Here is a 16,691-nt window from a genome sequence, read left to right on the forward strand (position 1 = left end):
CCTCAACGACGATGCTGCTGGGCTTTGGCACACCGCTGGCCGCGGTCGCCGCCATGTTCCACATCCTCAATCACGCCACGTTCAAGGCGGGGCTCTTCATGTGCGCCGGGATCGTGGACCACGAAACAGGCACAAGGGACATCCGGCGGCTCGGCGGGTTGATGACGCTCATGCCGATCACCGCGACGCTGGCGTTGATCGGCGCGGCGTCCATGGCCGGCATCCCCTTCTTCAACGGGTTCCTCTCCAAGGAGATGATGCTCGAGGAAGCCTCGCACACCTCTTATGGCGGGCATGCTTGGGTGATCCCGTTACTTGTGACGCTGGCCTCCCTGTTCTCGGCCGCCTATTCGTATCGCTTCGCCATCAGCACGTTTCTCGGGCCGGTGCGCGACGACTATCCGAAGAAACCTCACGATCCGCCCATAGGCATGTGGCTGCCCGTCGCCCTCCTCGCCGTCCTCGTCATCGCGATCGGAATTTTCCCGGCGCAGACGGCGGGCGCCATCGTCGAACGCACCGCGTCGGCCGTCGTCGGCGGGGCGCTGCCCGAATATCACCTCGCGCTGTGGCACGGCTTCACGCCCGCACTCCTGATGAGCGCGATCGCACTCATAGGCGGCGCATTCCTGTTCCGGTCCTACAATGCCGCAGATCAGCTGCGCCTCGTCTTCGCCGGGATGGACGCGAAGAGCATGTTCGACGCCGGCGTCTCGGGCCTTGTCCGCGGCGCGCGCGGCTTCATCAACGCCACCCATAACGGTTCGTTCTCGCGCTATGCCGGCATCATCTTGGTGACGATCCTCGTGGTCGGCGCGGCGGCCTTCTTCCATGCGCCTCATGGAGCGGGGACACGGGCCGTCATTCCGGGGTCGTTCCCGGCGACCGCCGCCTGGCTGGTCCTCGCCACGTTGTGCATTTCGTTGCTGTTCTGGCACCAGAACCGCCTGCTGTCCCTGGTCCTGACCAGCGGTGTCGGCTTGATCGCCGCGCTGTTCTTCCTCGAGTTCTCCGCGCCCGATCTGTCCCTGACGCAGATCTCCGTCGACATCGTCACGACGATCCTGCTGTTGCTCGCGCTCAATCTCGTGCCGCAGACCTCGCCGCAGGAAACAAGCACCGGCGGACGGTTCGCACGCGCGACGGTTGCCGCGGCCGTGGGTCTCGGCATCGCCGCCCTCGCCTACGCGATTATGACGCGCGATTTTCAGACGATCTCGGATTACTACCTGGCCGAGGCCAAGCCCGGCGGTGGCGGCACCAATGTGGTGAACGTCATCCTCGTGGACTTCCGCGGCTTTGATACCTACGGCGAGATCATCGTGCTCGGGATCGCGGCGATCACCATCTACGCGCTGCTCGACAATGCTTTGCGCGGCGCTGCCGCCCGCACGCTGGCGTCGATCCGCAGCGACCGCGAGCAGAGCGTCAACGCCCACCCGATGATGCTGGTGGTCGCGACGCGCGTCCTGTTCCCGCTCGTGCTCGTGGTGGCGGCCTTCGTGTTCCTGCGCGGTCACAACATGCCGGGCGGCGGCTTCATCGCCGGCCTGATCGTGGCCATCGCGCTCATCATGCAATACATCGCCAGCGGTTACGGCTGGGCCGCATCCCGCATGCGCCTGGACAGTCAGGTGCTCATCGGCACGGGCGTGCTGATCGCCGGGCTGACCGGCGTCGTGTCGCTGATCTTCGGCTGGCCATTCCTGACCAGCACGTACACGTACGTGCACCTTCCGATCATCGGCGAGTTCGAACTGGCCTCGGCCATGTCGTTCGACCTCGGCGTGTTTCTGGCCGTGGTCGGCGTGGTCATGCTCTCGCTCGCCCAGATCTCGCGCGTCGAGGCACGCGCCGAGCCCGAAGTCATTCCCGAAGGCCCGATGGACGTTCCCTTGAAGGACGGCCAAGTCGTCAGCTCGAACAAGAAGGAGAGCTGACATGGAACTCATCGTCTCCAGCGCAATCGGCTTGATGACGGCGGCGGCTGTCTATCTGATCTTGCAGCAACGGACCTTTCCGATCGTGGTCGGGCTGACCTTGCTGTCCTACGCGATCAACATCTTCCTGTTCTCGTCGGGACGGCTGGTCATCGACAAGCCACCGATCATCGCAGGCGCCGACTCCTACACCGATCCCTTGCCGCAGGCCCTCGTGCTCACGGCGATTGTCATTTCATTCGGCATGACGGCGCTCATCGTCGTGCTCGCGCTGCGCGGTTTCCTCGAGACCGCGACGGACACGGCGGACCTACCGGAGGACGATTTCCCTGACGAGACGGAGACCGGCAAATGACGGCTCCGCATATCGCAACAAGCTGGATCATCGCGCCGGCGATCCTGCCCGCCATCACCGCGGCCATCATGATCCTGGTGCGGCGGCGCGACATCGAAATGCAGCGCGTGCTCTCGGTCGCCTCCACCGTGGCCCTGCTCGGCATCGCGCTTTTTCTCTACCACGCCGTCAGCGACGGCGAGACGGACGCTTACCGCCTCGGCGCCTGGCCGGCGCCCTATGGCATCGTGCTCGTCATCGATCGCCTCTCCACGACCATGCTCGTGCTCACGGCGGGACTTGCGCTGGCCGTGCTGCTCTACGCCATCGCCGGATGGGACAGGCGCGGGCGTCATTTCCACGCGCTGTTTCATTTCCAGCTGCTCGGCTTGAACGGCGCCTTCCTCACGGGCGACCTGTTCAACCTCTTCGTCTTCTTCGAGGTCATGCTGATCGCCTCGTACGGCCTCATGCTGCATGGCGGCGGCGCCAAGCGCCTGCGCGCGGGCTTCCAATACGTGGCGATCAATCTCATCGCATCGTCGCTGTTCCTGGTCGCAGTCGGGTTGATCTACGGCGTGACCGGCACGCTCAATTTCGCGGATCTCGCCGTCAAGGCGCGGGCAGTTGCGGAAAACGACCAGGCGCTTCTGCAGACCGGAGCGCTTCTGCTGCTGCTCGTCTTCGCCATCAAGGCCGCGTTCGTGCCGCTGCACTGGTGGTTGCCGGCAACCTATGCCGCCGCCTCCGCGCCTATCGCCGCTCTCTTCGCGATCATGACCAAGGTGGGCGCCTACGCCATCATCCGCGTGTTCGGCACTGTGTTCGGCGATGGCGCCGGCGCCGAAACGCTGGGCGCTGTCGCCGCACCCTGGGTCGTCCCCGCTGCTCTCGTGACCCTCACTGTCGGCACGGCCGGGCTGCTTGGCGCACGTCGACTGCTCGACCTCGCCGCCTTCAACACGATCGCCTCGATGGGTACGCTCTTGATCGCCATCGGCCAGTTCAGTGTCGATGGGCTGACGGCGGCGCTTTACTACCTGGTCCACAGCACCATCGCGGGCGCCGCCCTGTTCCTGATCGTCGACCTGATCGCCGCGCGCCGTCCGACCAAGCTCGACGCCTTGGTTCCCTGCAACCCGATCAGTCAAGCGCCGGTCCTCGGCGCGCTGTTCTTCCTCGTGGCGATCGCGGTCGTGGGACTGCCGCCGCTGTCCGGCTTCATCGGCAAGCTCATGGTTCTCGACGCGACTTATGAGGCGCCGCGCGCCTGGCTGATTTGGACCACGATCCTCGTGGCCTCGTTGATGATGACCATCGCCTTCGCCCGCGCCGGCAGCACGATCTTCTGGAAGACCGACGGTCAGACGACCGGGCCCGGCTGGGAAACCGTGTCCAAGACGCCTATGGTCGTGGTGGCGTTTCTCGTGGGCGCGAGCCTGATGCTGGCGGTATTCGCGGGCCCCGCCGTGAAGGCCCTGCGTGCGACCGCGGGCCAGGCGCTCGACACGCAGAACTACGTCGACGCTGTCCTCGGACCACGCGAGAACACCGAACCGGAGCGGCCGATTACCGAGCCGGCCGATGAGGCCACGGCCGTACCCGTGCCGGCTGACACGCAGGTGGAGGCGCACTGACGATGTTCGGAAAGCTCGTTCCCCATCCATTGCTGACAGTGCTCATCGTGATCGTCTGGATTCTGCTCAACGGGGTGTCGTGGGGCGCCGCCGTGCTGGGACTGATCCTCGGCATCGTGGTTCCGCGTGCGACGAGCGCCTTCTGGCCCGACCGGCCCGTGGTCAAGAGCCCGCTGACGATCCTCACCTATGCGCTCATCGTCCTGTGGGACATCTTCGTCGCGAACTTCCAGGTCGCATATCTGATCCTATTCCGCCGGGGAGATGATCTGCACTCGCACTTCGTGACCATCCCGCTCGATCTCAAATCGCCTGAAGCTATATCCGCCCTCGCCGGCACCATCACGATGACGCCCGGCACTGTGAGCGCAACGCTCAGCGCCGACGGACGTGCGCTGCTTGTCCACTGCCTTGAAACGGATGACCCCGAGAAGACCGTGGCCGAGATCAAGGCCCGCTACGAGACCAGACTGGAAAGGATCTTCGAGAGATGATCGAAACCGCCTGTGCCATCGCCTTCGTCGCCATCAGCGCGGCCATGCTGCTCTGCCTTTACCGCGTCCTCGTGGGGCCGGACATGCCCACGCGCATTCTCGCGCTCGACACGCTGACGATCAACGCGATCGGCCTTGTCGTGCTCGCCGGGATCTATTGGGGCACGGAACTCTATTTCGAGGTCGCCTTGCTGTTCGCGATGGTCGGCTTCCTGACGACGGTCGCGTACTGCAAGTACATCTTGCGCGGCAATGTGATGGAGTAGATCGATGACCGACTTCGGCGACATCGCGGTTTCAGCCCTGATCTGTCTGGGAGCCTTCTTTCTCTTTGTCGGCTCGCTTGGCCTCGCCAAACTGCCGGACCTGATGCGGCGGCTGCACGGCCCGACCAAGGCGACGACGCTCGGCATCGGCTCGACGCTGATCGCCTCCATGCTCTACTTCATCTTGAAGGGAAATGCGCTGTCCATCCAGGAACTGCTGATCACGACATTCCTGTTTCTGACGGCACCGGTCACGGCGCTCATGGTGGCAAAAGCCCATCTCTTGCTCGACAAGAGCGAGGCGGCGAATCTGCCGCCGACCGGGCGCAAGGTTGGCTGGTCGGTGTTCGACGCGCCGCCGGCCCCGGAGTCGGAGGACGCCCCGTCCAAAGGCGACCAATGACGGTCAACTAAATACCAAGCGCGCCCGGCGGAGAGGCTGCCCGGGCGCCATCAAATTCGAGAAGGACGCAAAGCATGTTCATCGCCATGAACCGGTTCAAAGTACTCAAAGGCGCGGAAAACGATTTCGAGCAGGTCTGGCTGTCGCGTGAGACCCATCTCGAGGATGTCCCCGGCTTCGTCGAATTCCATCTCCTGAAAGGCCCCGAGCGGGAAGATCACGTGCTCTATGCCTCGCACAGCATCTGGCGTTCCCAAGCCGATTTCGAGGAGTGGACGCGTTCGGAAGCCTTCCGCAAGGCGCATGCGCGCGCCGGCGAGGGCAAGCCCCTGTATCAGGGCCACCCGGAGTTCGAAGGCTTCACGACCTTGCAGAAAGTGCGCGCGAAGGATGCCGCGGCCTAGCCGAAACTGACCAGGCCGCCGGCAGTCCAAGCGTTAGTTGACGCGTCTCACCTGCACCAGATTGTCGGAGAAGGTGGGCGCGTGGCCTAAGCTCGCGAACTCATCCGAACTGATGCAGTTCACCGAACCGTCAGACCGGTTGAGGCTCCGCCAATAGCCGAGCGTCGCGACGATGACGCCCTTGGTCGTCTCGGTGACGCGCGCCAAACCTTCGAAGTCGCCCCGCTCGTTGTAGACCCTGACGGGATCGCCATCGCGGATCGAGCGGGCCTTCGCGTCCGCTTTGTTCATCAGAATGAACTGCTCGCCTTGGCCTTGGATCTTGTGCGGCTCGTTGGCGTAGCACGAGTTCAGGAAGCCGTGGCTCTTCGGCGAGATGATGTTGAGCGGATATTGGTCCGCGAGCTTCCGGTTCGTGGCCGGGGATTCACGCGGCGGCAGATAGCCCGGAAGCGCATCCACATCCTCACCGGACTGCTTGTCCTCGTACATCATGCGGAACGGCGGCGCGACGAAGTTGGTGGCGCCGTGCAGGGAAAAACTCCACCTTGCCCGAGGCGTCGGGAAATTCCCCTCCGCATGCGGCAGCCGGTCGTCGGGCGTGCCGACCGCGAGGTGGAAATAGCCGTGCTTGCGGAAGTACTCCATATCGATGCCGGCCATCTGCGGCGCATCCCATTGGATGTAATGCTCCGCGAGCTCCATATCGCTCATGGTGAAGCGTGGATCGTCATCAAAGCCGAAGGCGGCGGACAGACGGCGGAAGATTTCCGCGTTCGATTTGGCCTCGCCGCGCGGCTCGATCGCCTTCTCGTTCAAGGTCAAATAGAAGTGTCCCCACGAGAACATCATGTCGTCGTGCTCGCCGGCCATGGTCGCGGGCAGGATGATGTCCGCATACGCGGCCGTGTCCGTGACGAAATGTTCGGCCGCCACGAAGAACAGGTCCTCGCGCGACAACCCGTCGACAATGCGATTGGTTTCAGGCGCTTGGCTGACAGGATTCGTGTTGTACACGAATAGACCCTTGATCGGTGGGTCGAGCTGCATGTCGCCGGTGAGCGCGCGGCCCAGCTGGAGATTGTTCACCACGCGCGTGTGCGGGCGGATGTAGTCGGGCCGCGAAACCTTGGCCCAGTCGATGGGAAACTCCCAGAGTGGCATCTGCAGAAGGCCGCCGCCCACATGCCGCCACGAACCCGCAAGCGCCGGAATTGCGCACACGGCCCGGATGGTCTGACCGCCACCCGCGTGCCGCTCCAACGCCACGCCCATGCGGATCACGGACGGCTGCACGCTCGCGAATTCGCGGGCGAACTGGGCCACGTCCTCGGCCGAAACGCCGGTGACCTCCTCCACATAGTCCGGCGTGAAGTCGAGCGCCCGCTGCGCCAGCTCGGGATAGCCGACGGTGTGTTCGTGCACCCATTCGTCGTCCACGTAATTCCCGCGGATCATGGCGGCGATGATGCCCATCGCGAGCGCGCCGTCCGTGCCGGGCTTGGGCGCGATATGCCAGTCGGCGGCCTTTGCCGTGCGTGACCGGTAGCTGTCGATCACCACAACCTTCGCGCCCTTCTTCTGCGCTTCCAGCACGAACGGCCAGTGATGCAGGTTCGTGGAAATGGAGTTGCACGCCCAGATCACGATGTACTTCGAATGGACGAAGCTCTCCGGATCGACGCCGCCGGTGGGCCCGACGGTCAAGAGCCAAGCGGTCGAGGAGCCGGACGCGCAGAACGTCTTTTCGTTCACGGTCGTCCCGAGGCGGTTGAAGAAAGCATCGCCGCAGGTCAGCCCCTGCACCAGCCCTTCGTTCCCGAGATAGCTGTACGGCAGGATGGCCTGCGATCCGTATTCATCGATAATGTCCGTCCACCGGGCGTGGATCTCGGCAATCGCCTCCTCCCACGATATCTCGATGAACTTGCGGCTGCCCTTGGGGCCGGCGCGGCGCAGAGGGTGCAGCACACGGTCCGGATTGTAGTGGTGCTCGTGGAAGTCCTTGAGCTTCACACACAACCCGCCGCGGGTCATGGGATGTTCCTTGTTCCCCCGGACGTCGACGAGCCTGCCGCCCTCGACCTCGTAGTACATGGCGCATGTATCCGGGCAGTCATGAGGACACCCACCAAAAAACCTCTCGCGTTTCGGCTGTTCGTTCACAAACTTCCTCCCTCTGTCGCGCTCTCGATGGCAGCTGTTGAAGGAAGCGTACGATGCGCAATCAGGGTTGTCGATTGTGCAGCGCGACAGGCAAACGCGTTATAGGACTCGCCCGCGCGAATAAGATCGCGCCAATCGGAAACAGCCGATCCAGGGACGCCCCCAACTGTTGCAAGCCTCGTTGGCCGGCCACGGTCGCCGCACGCCGCCGAACGCGCCTGCGGCCATATGAGGGATCCACCCCATACACCGATCGGGCGGACGTCCGTACGTTCCTTCCCAGTTCTGGCGGCCAAGCCAGCACACACAGCCTGAACCCACGAAGGAACACATCATGACCAAGATCGCTCAGACCACGACCACGTTTGCTTTTCTCTCGAAGTTCGCCTTCCTGATCCTCGCCGGCTTCATGTTCGCCGAGATCGCGGCGCCCGTACCGGCGGCGGCTGAGAGCGCTCAACAGTGCTACTCCCGCGGTAAGTCGGCCGGCCTGAAAGACGGCTACATGGACGGCTTCAACGACGCCTACAAGGCCTCGTTCAACGACACGATCATGGGCACCATGGATCTGTCGGCGCAAGAGTGCGCCAAGTACTACAAGAAGGGCTACAACGTCGGCTACAAGGCCGGCTGGAAAAACGGCCAGAAGGAAGGCAAGTCCGCCGGCGCGGAAGATGCCCAGGATTGGAAAGACGACCTGCGCGACCGGATGCGTGAGTGCATGCGCACCGGCAACAACTGCCCGTAACCGCGAAAGCCGACCCGGCCCTTGGTTCGGCTCTCTAGGACCGCAAAGGTCTTAGGGAGCCGATCCGCGTCTGTTCTCAAGCGCTAAGAGCCTCTCCGCCCAGGACCGCGCGAGTGGACCTACGGGGTCGGCGGCGGTCGATCCCCTCCCTCTCGCGCTGCCGATGTGGCACCGCCGAGATCAGGTCATAAAATAGCTGTGGTTTGGGCGTTAGCTTGGGGCCTTCCACGTTTCGTGCTTGGAAATCCGCCGCTTCCCGCCGTCAGCCACGCTGGACCAAAGGCCAGGGGCCGATATCATGGGCCAATACACAGTCGCTCAGTTGAATAAATTCCGCGACACGAGCCACTGTTCGACCTGTGTCCATTATAGCGGCTGTGCGCTATGGCTCTCGCTACTGCTTATGAATGAGGAAGTGAGCCATCCGGGGCTGGATCTGATCGTGCCGGACATTGCGGAGCCCTGCCCCATGTTCTTCCCTTGGACGACGGACGGCCAAAGACGACAGTCCGTGCATCGCCGGCCATACGTCCAGGCGAGCTACCCCGAGCACTGAACCGGGAACCCTCGATAACCTGCGGAATCGTACAACCGAGCTGCTGGTGCGGACGGCGGGGATCGAACCCGCACGGCCTTTCGGCCTCAGGATTTTAAGTCCTGTGTGTCTACCAATTCCACCACGTCCGCGGAGCGAGCGGGACGCGCGCCGCACGTCCCTCGCCGGAGCCGGACCGCCCTACGGGCGGCCTAGCCTTGGAGAATAGCCCTACTAACCGTTGCGATACGGTTTGTCTAAGGGCACCCGCCCGGCGGACGTGAAGGCGCCCCTTAAGAGGGCGCCTTCTTGGTGCGTTTCTTGGTCCCGGACGCTTCCTTGGCGGGCTCTTCATCGGAAGGCTTGTCTTCAGAAGACTTGTCCTCCGCAGGCTTCTCCTCCGAAGAGTCGCCCTTCGGGGCCTCTTCTTTGGACGTGTCCGCCTCGGACGGCGCTTCTACCGGCTCGGCCTTCGACTCTTCCTTGGCCTCGGCTTCGGCCTTCTCCTCGGGTTCCGGCTTGGCCTCGGGTTCCGGTTTAGCCTCGGGCTCAGCTTTGGCCACCGGCACCGGTTTGGCTTCGGCTTCGGGCGCCTTCTCCTCCGGCTTTTCCTCGACCGGTTCCGGTAACGGCTTCGTTCCGGATTCCAAGCTCGCGCGCATCAGCAGGAAGAGCACAACGGCGTTCAGAAGATGCCAGATGAAGTGCGTACCGGTGTTGCGCCCCTCGATGACGATGCTGCTGCAATAGGCCATGTCGAGCGACCGCAGCAGGATCGACGCTGCGAAGACGAGCGTCGCGGCCAGAACATAGGGCGCAGCCTTGTGGCGCCGCTCCGCCAGCAGCATGCTGACGATGACGAGTACGCCAAGCGCCGGGAGATAGCCGACACTGCCGTTCATGCAGACCTTCGCCCCGTCCGGCGCGCCGGTCACAAATCCGACCCCACCGTCCCAGCAGTGAACCTGGGTCGCCGCGCCGCAGTCCGGCGAAGAGCACGACCAGGAAGACCGTCCATCCGGGCGGCACATTCAAGAACCGGTTCAAGGCGAAGCCGAGATAGACCAGCATGAACACGGCAATGGGGATCACGTCCGCAAGTTCGGTGCCGCGATCCGCATAGACATGGAAGGCGACGCTGCCGAAGCAGATCGCGAACACGAGCGCTACGAACAGATAGTGATCGGCGCTGCGTTGCTCCGGCGGCCGCCACAAGACGAGCTGCCAGAAGATCAGAGCGGCTAGAAAGAAGCCGACATTGGAAATGGCGTTGATGGGCTCGGCCCACAGGGCCTCGCTCGTTCCCCGTTCGCAGTAGATATAGACGCGCTCGCCTAACGTCATGGTCCCTTGTCCTTTCGTCCCGTCACTCCAGGAAAGAGGTTCCCCCTAGCGGCATGCAGCGCACCGCCGACGGCGCTCGTCTGAAACCAGACGCGCTCCGTTGTTTTGTATTTTCAGCAGCACCCTCAGGCTCATGATAACCGCGAAAGAGCCGCGCTGTCAGCGTTGTCATGAAATTGATGCGGACGAAACGGTACGTAGCCTGAGCGAAACTCCGCGGACCATGCCCTAGCCTTTTGCTTTTGGGAGGGAAATCCGGAAGCTGAGCTTCTCGCGCTGCTGGTCGGTCGCCGGCAAAGATGACCGCAAGGGCAGGTCCTCCGCCTGCTGACTCATCGATATCTAAGTCACTTGCCGCCAAACCGACACGCCACGACGTCGCTTGGCCCAAACGGTTGCTTGCCCTATGACTGGCCGTATGACCGATCGGCGATCGTCTTCTCTTTTGAGGCTCCGCGCATGCTGACACGGCTTCTCACAGTCTGGCACCGCATCTGGATGAGCCTTTGGGCTCTCCCTCTGCTGATGGTGCTCGTTGCGCGCGCGCCCTGCTCGCGGTCCATCTGCCGCTGAGTCAAGGCGACAACTCGGTCTGGTTCCTCTATAGCGGCAGCGCCGAGGAGGCCCCGCCCTTCCTGACCAGTCTCGTCACCGCGATGATCACCATGGCCACGCTGGTCATCTCGATCACGATGGTCGTGCTGACACTGGCAGCCCAGCAACTGGGCCCGCGTCTCATCCGCAGCTTCATGGCGGACCGCCGCACCCAAGTGACGCTCGGTCTCTTCTTCGCGACGGTCGTCTATCTCCTGCTGGTTCTCCGCGGGGCCTACGGCAATGTCGAGCAAGTGCCCAATCTCGCCGTCAGTATCGGGACGCTTCTTGTTCTGCTTTGCCTCGTGGCGCTGCTGGTGTTCGTGCATCACCTCGCCCGATCCATCATCGCCGACAACACGATCGAACGGGTGGGTGAGACTCTCGACGACGACATCGAGCGCCTGCTCCCCGAGCAGGACGCCAAAAGTGCAAGCGAGCCTGACACGCGTCCCTCCGAGACCGGCACGCCCTTAAGCCTGACGGCCAACGGTTACGTGCAGGCCCTCGATTATGAGGGACTGGTCGATTGCGCGAAGGATGCGGATGCGGTCATCGAGATCTCGTTCAAGCCGGGGCGGCACGTGGTCGAGGGGTCGACCTATGCCTGGATCAGCCCCACCAGTGCTGCGAACGACGACATTCGGGACCAGATCGAAGACTGCGTCGTGGTCGGCGGCGAGCGCACTTCGGTTCAGGACGTCGAAGCCCCCATACGCCAACTCGTGGAAGTGGCTTTGCGCGCGCTCTCGCCCAGCATCAACGACCCCTTCACGGCCATGGCCGTCATCGACCGGCTGACCACGTCACTCGCCAAGATCATGCGGCGGGGATCGGCGCAATGCGTCTGGACGGACGAGGATGGCGCCGTCCGGCTCATCGCACCGCATTCGACCTTTGCCGACATCGTCCAGGAAGCGTTCCGGCAAATCCGTCAGCACGGTTCGGAGCAACCGGCAATTCTGATCCGATTGGTGGAGAGCCTCGGACAATTGCTGGCGCTAGCAAACAAGGATCAGCGCGCGGCCCTCAAGGAGCAGGTCGAAATCGTGCTCGAGACCGGACGCCGCGACATTGCACAGAAGCAGGACCTGGAAGCCCTGGAGCGACGCGCCGCAGAAGCCTTGGGCCGTGCGGACGAAAAGAAGCCCAAGAAGGGCTAGCTCTTCGCCTTTGGCAGCGAGACCCGGATGTTGAGCTCTTTGAGCTGCTCGGGAGACACTTCCGACGGCGCGCCCATCAGCAAGTCTTCCGCCTGCTGATTCATCGGAAACATCACCACCTCGCGCAAATTCTCCTCGCCACAAAGCAGCATCACCATACGGTCGATGCCCGGCGCGATACCGCCATGGGGCGGTGCCCCGTATTGCAGCGCGCGCAGCATGCCGCCGAACCGGGCCTCGAGCTCTTCCTTCGGGTAGCCGGCGATGGCGAAGGCCTTCTCCATGATCTCCGGCTTGTGGTTCCGGATCGCGCCCGAGGACAGCTCCACGCCGTTGCAGACGAGGTCGTACTGGTAGGCGAGAACCTCCTCCGGCTCCATCGTGTCGAGCGCTTCGAGTCCGCCTTGCGGCATGGAGAACGGGTTGTGCGAGAAGTCGATCTTCTTCTCGTCCTCGTTCCACTCGAACATGGGGAAGTCGACGATCCAGCAGAAATCGAAACGGCCCGAGGCGGTGAGCTTCAGCTCCTCGCCGATCTTGGTACGCGCCCGCGCGGCGAAGTCGACAAAGTCCTTCGGCAGACCCGCCACGAAGAACACGGCATCGCCGTCGGCGAGACCCAGCTGGGTCCGGATCGCCTCGGTGCGCTCAGGTCCGATGTTCTTGGCGACGGGACCAGCCCCCTCGCCCTCGCGGAAAAAGATGTAGCCGAGGCCCGGCTGCCCCTCGCCTTGCGCCCACGAGTTCATCCGGTCGCAAACGGCGCGGCTGCCGCCGGTCTTCCCTGGTATCGCCCAGACACGCGCATTTTCGTCCTTGTCCAGCATGCCGGCGAAGACCTTGAAGCCGGAGCCGCGGAAGTGCTCGGACACGTCTTCCATCTCGATCGGGTTACGCAGGTCCGGCTTGTCCGTGCCGTATTTGTGCATCGCCTCTTTGTAGGGAATGCACGGAAACTTCTCGGTGACAGGCTGGCCGTTGCCGAAGTCCACGAACAGGCCTCGAATGATCGGCTCGACCGTGTCGAAGATGTCCTCTTGGGTGACGAAGCTCATCTCCAGGTCGAGCTGATAGAACTCGCCCGGCGAGCGGTCCGCGCGCGCATCCTCGTCGCGGAAGCACGGCGCGATCTGGAAGTAGCGGTCGAAGCCCGCCATCATGATGAGCTGCTTGAACTGCTGCGGCGCCTGCGGCAGCGCGTAGAACTTGCCCGGATGCACACGGGACGGCACGAGATAATCACGTGCTCCTTCCGGCGAGGAGGCCGTCAGGATCGGCGTCTGGAACTCAAAGAAGCCGGCGTCGCGCATGCGCTCGCGGATAGAGGAGATGATCTCGGCGCGCTTCATAACGTTGGCGTGCAGCGTCTCGCGGCGCAGGTCGAGGAAGCGGTAACGGAGCCGCGTCTCTTCGGGATAGTCCGGCTCGCCAAACACCGGCAGCGGCAGTTCGGCCGACTCGGACAAGATATCGAGATCGGCAACGCGAACCTCAACCTCGCCGGTGGGCAGGTTCGGATTGACCGTGTCCTCGGAACGCGCGACGACGGTGCCATCCACGCGCACCACCCATTCCGGCTTCAAAGTCTCGACCGTCGCAAAGACCGGCGAATCGGGGTCGGCGACGATCTGCGTGATGCCGTAGTGATCCCGTAAATCGATGAACAGCAGCCCGCCATGGTCGCGGATGCGATGCACCCAGCCCGAAAGGCGAACGGTATTCCCGACATCGGCGCTACGAAGCGCGCCGCAAGTATGAGTGCGAAAAGCGTGCATGGCTCTATAATCTGTGGCGGAGGGACGGTTTTATCGCTGACGCCTGCTGTTCGAAGGCGAGCGGAACACCGCACGGGAAGGCTCCCCTTGTCAAGGCGGAGGCGCAGGTTTCAGTATCGCGTCGGAGACCCGGCCTCACCGCCCCGCCAAACCCGTTTTTGGGCCCCCGGTATTCAGGGCACTTGGCCATGCGCCTATCCTTAGGCTATATCCGCGATCCATGAATCTCATCACAACCACAGAAGACCTTGAGGCCGCCTGCGCCGACCTCGCCAAAGCCCCGTTCGTTACGGTCGACACCGAATTCATGCGCGAACAGACCTTCTGGCCGCGCCTGTGTCTCATCCAGATCGCGGGCGGCGACACCGAAGTCCTTATCGACAATCTGGCGCCCGGTATCGATCTGAAGCCGTTTTTCGACCTGATGGTCGACGAAAACGTCCTGAAGGTTTTTCATTCCGCACGCCAAGACATTGAAATCGTTCACCATATGGCGGGCGTCGTACCCCACCCGATCTTCGACACGCAAGTGGCGGCGATGGTCTGCGGCTTTGGCGAAGCGGTCAGCTACGCCATGCTGGTGAAGCGCCTGCTGGGCCGCAATCTCGACAAGAGTTCCCGCTTCACCGATTGGAGCCGCCGTCCGCTCTCGGAACGGCAACTCACCTACGCCTTGGGCGACGTGACCCATTTGCGCGACCTCTATCCCAAGCTCCAGGCCCAGCTCGACAAGTCCGAGCGGGCGAGCTGGCTCATTGAGGAAATGGCCGTCCTGACCGACCCCGCCACCTACGAGCTCCATCCGGAGCACGCTTGGCGGCGGCTCAAGATGCGCATCAAGACGCAGAAGGCCCTCGCCGTTCTCATGGAGCTGGCGGCCTGGCGCGAACGCGAGGCGCAAAGCCAGGACGTGCCACGCTCACGCGTTCTCAAGGACGAGGCGCTCTACGATATTGCCGGCCAGGCGCCGCGCACGGTCGAGGACCTCGGGGGTCTGCGATCGCTGCACAACGGCTTCGCCCGGTCCTCTCGCGGTCGCGGCGTGCTGGAGGCCGTGGAGCGCGGTCTTGCGCGCGATCCGGCCACAGTGCCCCCGCTTCAGCGCGGCGAGCCGATGCCGCCCGAAGCCCAAGCGGTGATGGACCTGCTGCGCGTGCTGCTGAAGGCCACGGCGGGCCGGCACGGCGTCGCGCCCAAGCTGATCGCCACGACGGATGAACTCGAGCAGATCGCCCGGTCGAACGATGCGGACACCGCCGCCTTGCGGGGCTGGCGGCTCAAGCTTTTCGGTGAGGACGCGCTGGCGCTTAAGCGGGGCGAACTGGCCCTCACCATCCGCAAAGGCGCGGTGGCGCTGCTAGCGCCGGAAGAACCAGAAGACGGCTCCTAGCAGGAGCGCCACGATCAGTCCCGTGGTGAACGGCACGTAGAAATAGAAGCTGCCGAGATCCACGACGATGTCGCCGGGCAAGCGGCCGAGGCCGTACTGCACGCTCGCCATGGTGAGCAGGATCACCAGCAGCACATAGAACACGACGGTGCCGGGAGAGCGCATCGGCTAACCCCGCCGCCACTGCTCGATCCGCAAGCGCACGGTCGTCCGCACGGGGCAGCGCGTCGATGACCTCCACAAAGCCGCGCAGTTCCGAGCGGAGTCCGTGGATCTGATCGATGAGGTTCAGTAGGACCGGGACATCCTCCTCGTCGAACCCCATCTCGTCCTCGAGATTGCAGATCAGCGCGACCCGGGCGATATCCGCCTCCGAGTAGCGGGGAGCCCCATCCTCCTCGGGCTTGACCAGGCCCTGCGATACGAACACACGCAACCGCGTCACCGTGAGACGCGACACCCGTGCGACAACGTCCTCCTCGGTCAGCATCACGCTTGCTCCTTCATTGTCCGCCGCGGGTCGTAGGCGTGGGTCTTCTTCCACTCCTCGATGAAGGCCTTGAGCTCATCGTCGACCTTCTCGGGCATCACCACGTTGAGCTTCACCAGCTGATCGCCCTTGCCTTTGACGCCCCGCCCCTTCAGCCGGAGCGTCTGTCCGGCATTGGCGCCGGCGGGCACCGTCATGGCGACCTTGCCGCCGATGGTCGGAATCTCGACTTTGCCCCCCAGGACCGCCTCGTCGAGACTGATCGGCAGCTCGACCACGATGTCGTTGCCCTCGCGCTTGAAGACGGGGTGCGGCCTCACGCCGACCTCGACCAGCGCGTCACCCGGCGGTCCTTCGCCGAGACCCGGATGCCCTTTGCCCTTGAGCCGCAGGACCTGGCCAGCGTTGACGCCCGGCGGAATGGTGACGTCGAGCGTACTGCCGTCGGGGAGCGTGATGCGCGTCTTGGTGCCGTTGACCGCATCGAGAAATGGAATATCGAGGTGGTACTGCGCGTCCTGTCCCGGCATAGAAAAACGCGCGCCTCCACGCTGACTGCGGCCGCCCATACCGGCGCCGCCCATTCCCCCGCCAAACATGTCGCCGAACAGATCGCTGAAATCGCCCATGTCTTCGTAGCCGGCCGAGGAGTGGTAGCGCGCTCCTCCCGGCCCGCCCGCATATTCGCGGTAGTAGCGCGCCTCGGGCCGCTCCTGTCCGCTCGCGTCGATCTCGCCGCGGTCGTACTTCCCGCGCTGCTCCTCGTCTTTCAGGATCGAATAGGCGTGCGAGATCTCCTTGAACTTCTCCTCCGCGACCTTGTCGCCGGGATTGAGGTCCGGGTGCAGCTTCTTGGCGAGCTTGCGGTACGCTTGGTGATTTCATCAGCGCTCGCGGTCTTGGCGACGCCTAGTGCGGAATAAAGATCGTCTGCCATCGTTATCTCAGGTCTGAATTTTGGTCTGAGCCGGTCTTAGGGCTTGGGTGGTGTCGAAATGATAGGGTCGA

General features: G+C 63.6%; 16 protein-coding genes, 1 tRNA gene and 2 pseudogenes. 11 read left to right on the forward strand and 8 right to left on the reverse strand.

The window, feature by feature from the left end; all coding sequences use genetic code 11:
- Nucleotides 1–53 precede the first annotated feature (53 nt).
- The 7 genes from mbhE (at nt 54) to hmuQ (ending at nt 5,478) form a co-directional block, all read left to right on the forward strand.
- Nucleotides 54–1,940 (forward strand): hydrogen gas-evolving membrane-bound hydrogenase subunit E, encoded by a 1,887-nt coding sequence (gene mbhE / locus AUC70_RS11355; protein WP_342022144.1) that lies wholly within the window; start codon nt 54–56, stop codon nt 1,938–1,940.
- A gap of 1 nt (nt 1,941) precedes the next feature.
- A complete protein-coding gene (locus AUC70_RS11360; RefSeq protein ID WP_069444944.1) occupies nt 1,942–2,295 on the forward strand; it encodes a Na+/H+ antiporter subunit C in 354 nt (117 codons plus the stop codon).
- Entirely contained in the window at nt 2,292–3,911 is a 1,620-nt protein-coding gene (locus AUC70_RS11365) for a monovalent cation/H+ antiporter subunit D (RefSeq protein ID WP_069444945.1), read from the forward strand. Before AUC70_RS11360 ends, AUC70_RS11365 begins: the two co-directional genes overlap by 4 nt.
- Before the next feature lie 2 nt (nt 3,912–3,913).
- Nucleotides 3,914–4,405, forward strand: a complete 492-nt coding sequence (locus tag AUC70_RS11370; RefSeq protein WP_069444946.1) for a Na+/H+ antiporter subunit E — start codon at nt 3,914–3,916, stop codon at nt 4,403–4,405.
- A complete protein-coding gene (locus AUC70_RS11375; protein ID WP_045367721.1) occupies nt 4,402–4,671 on the forward strand; it encodes a K+/H+ antiporter subunit F in 270 nt (89 codons plus the stop codon). The genes AUC70_RS11370 and AUC70_RS11375 overlap by 4 nt, the downstream gene beginning before the upstream one ends.
- A 4-nt stretch (nt 4,672–4,675) precedes the next feature.
- Nucleotides 4,676–5,074: a Na+/H+ antiporter subunit G gene (locus tag AUC70_RS11380; RefSeq protein WP_069444947.1), complete on the forward strand. Its 399-nt coding sequence runs from the start codon at nt 4,676–4,678 to the stop codon at nt 5,072–5,074.
- A gap of 74 nt (nt 5,075–5,148) precedes the next feature.
- On the forward strand, nt 5,149–5,478 hold the full coding sequence (gene hmuQ / locus AUC70_RS11385) for a heme-degrading protein HmuQ (RefSeq protein ID WP_069444948.1): 330 nt from the start codon (nt 5,149–5,151) through the stop codon (nt 5,476–5,478).
- Between the two features lie 33 nt (nt 5,479–5,511).
- On the opposite strand, the gene AUC70_RS11390 is transcribed toward hmuQ, so the two are convergent.
- Nucleotides 5,512–7,644 (reverse strand): molybdopterin-containing oxidoreductase family protein, encoded by a 2,133-nt coding sequence (locus AUC70_RS11390; protein ID WP_069444949.1) that lies wholly within the window; start codon nt 7,642–7,644, stop codon nt 5,512–5,514.
- A 334-nt stretch (nt 7,645–7,978) separates the two neighbouring features.
- On the opposite strand from AUC70_RS11390, the gene AUC70_RS11395 reads away from it, so the two are divergent.
- Together AUC70_RS11395 and AUC70_RS11400 are read left to right on the forward strand one after the other, a co-directional pair.
- Nucleotides 7,979–8,392, forward strand: a complete 414-nt coding sequence (locus AUC70_RS11395; protein WP_069444950.1) for a hypothetical protein — start codon at nt 7,979–7,981, stop codon at nt 8,390–8,392.
- A gap of 298 nt (nt 8,393–8,690) precedes the next feature.
- Nucleotides 8,691–8,948, forward strand: a complete 258-nt coding sequence (locus AUC70_RS11400; RefSeq protein ID WP_141702090.1) for a hypothetical protein — start codon at nt 8,691–8,693, stop codon at nt 8,946–8,948.
- Between the two features lie 44 nt (nt 8,949–8,992).
- Here AUC70_RS11400 and AUC70_RS11405 read toward each other — a convergent pair.
- Both AUC70_RS11405 and AUC70_RS11410 read right to left on the reverse strand, forming a co-directional pair.
- Nucleotides 8,993–9,079, reverse strand: a tRNA-Leu gene (locus tag AUC70_RS11405).
- Between the two features lie 141 nt (nt 9,080–9,220).
- Complete coding sequence (locus AUC70_RS11410) at nt 9,221–9,862, reverse strand: hypothetical protein (protein ID WP_069444952.1); 642 nt, start codon at nt 9,860–9,862, stop codon at nt 9,221–9,223.
- Nucleotides 9,863–10,777: 915 nt separating this feature from the next.
- Here AUC70_RS11410 and AUC70_RS11415 point away from each other — a divergent pair.
- On the forward strand, nt 10,778–12,028 hold the full coding sequence (locus AUC70_RS11415; protein WP_069444953.1) for a DUF2254 domain-containing protein: 1,251 nt from the start codon (nt 10,778–10,780) through the stop codon (nt 12,026–12,028).
- On the opposite strand, the gene aspS is transcribed toward AUC70_RS11415, so the two are convergent.
- The gene (gene aspS, locus AUC70_RS11420; protein WP_069444954.1) at nt 12,025–13,803 is read right to left on the reverse strand and encodes an aspartate--tRNA ligase; all 1,779 of its coding nucleotides are present in this window, start codon (nt 13,801–13,803) and stop codon (nt 12,025–12,027) included. The two genes, AUC70_RS11415 and aspS, sit on opposite strands and share 4 nt — an antisense overlap.
- Nucleotides 13,804–14,023: 220 nt before the next feature.
- On the opposite strand from aspS, the gene rnd reads away from it, so the two are divergent.
- Entirely contained in the window at nt 14,024–15,193 is a 1,170-nt protein-coding gene (gene rnd / locus AUC70_RS11425) for a ribonuclease D (RefSeq protein WP_069444955.1), read from the forward strand.
- Here the strand turns inward: rnd and AUC70_RS11430 are convergent.
- The 4 genes and pseudogenes from AUC70_RS11430 to AUC70_RS18895 all read right to left on the reverse strand — a co-directional run.
- Nucleotides 15,161–15,358, reverse strand: coding sequence for a DUF2905 domain-containing protein (locus AUC70_RS11430; protein WP_069444956.1), 198 nt, complete (start codon nt 15,356–15,358; stop codon nt 15,161–15,163). The genes rnd and AUC70_RS11430 overlap by 33 nt on opposite strands.
- A gap of 163 nt (nt 15,359–15,521) precedes the next feature.
- Nucleotides 15,522–15,683 (reverse strand): annotated as a pseudogene (locus AUC70_RS18890) (MerR family transcriptional regulator); the annotation flags it as partial.
- Nucleotides 15,683–16,312, reverse strand: coding sequence for a J domain-containing protein (locus tag AUC70_RS11435; protein ID WP_425283598.1), 630 nt, complete (start codon nt 16,310–16,312; stop codon nt 15,683–15,685). The gene AUC70_RS11435 and the pseudogene AUC70_RS18890, both read right to left, overlap by 1 nt.
- A gap of 171 nt (nt 16,313–16,483) precedes the next feature.
- Nucleotides 16,484–16,531, reverse strand: a pseudogene (locus AUC70_RS18895) (hypothetical protein); the annotation flags it as partial.
- Nucleotides 16,532–16,691: the final 160 nt, after the last annotated feature.

Source organism: Methyloceanibacter stevinii (genome assembly GCF_001723355.1).
GTDB classification, from domain to species: Bacteria; Pseudomonadota; Alphaproteobacteria; order Rhizobiales; family Methyloligellaceae; genus Methyloceanibacter; species Methyloceanibacter stevinii.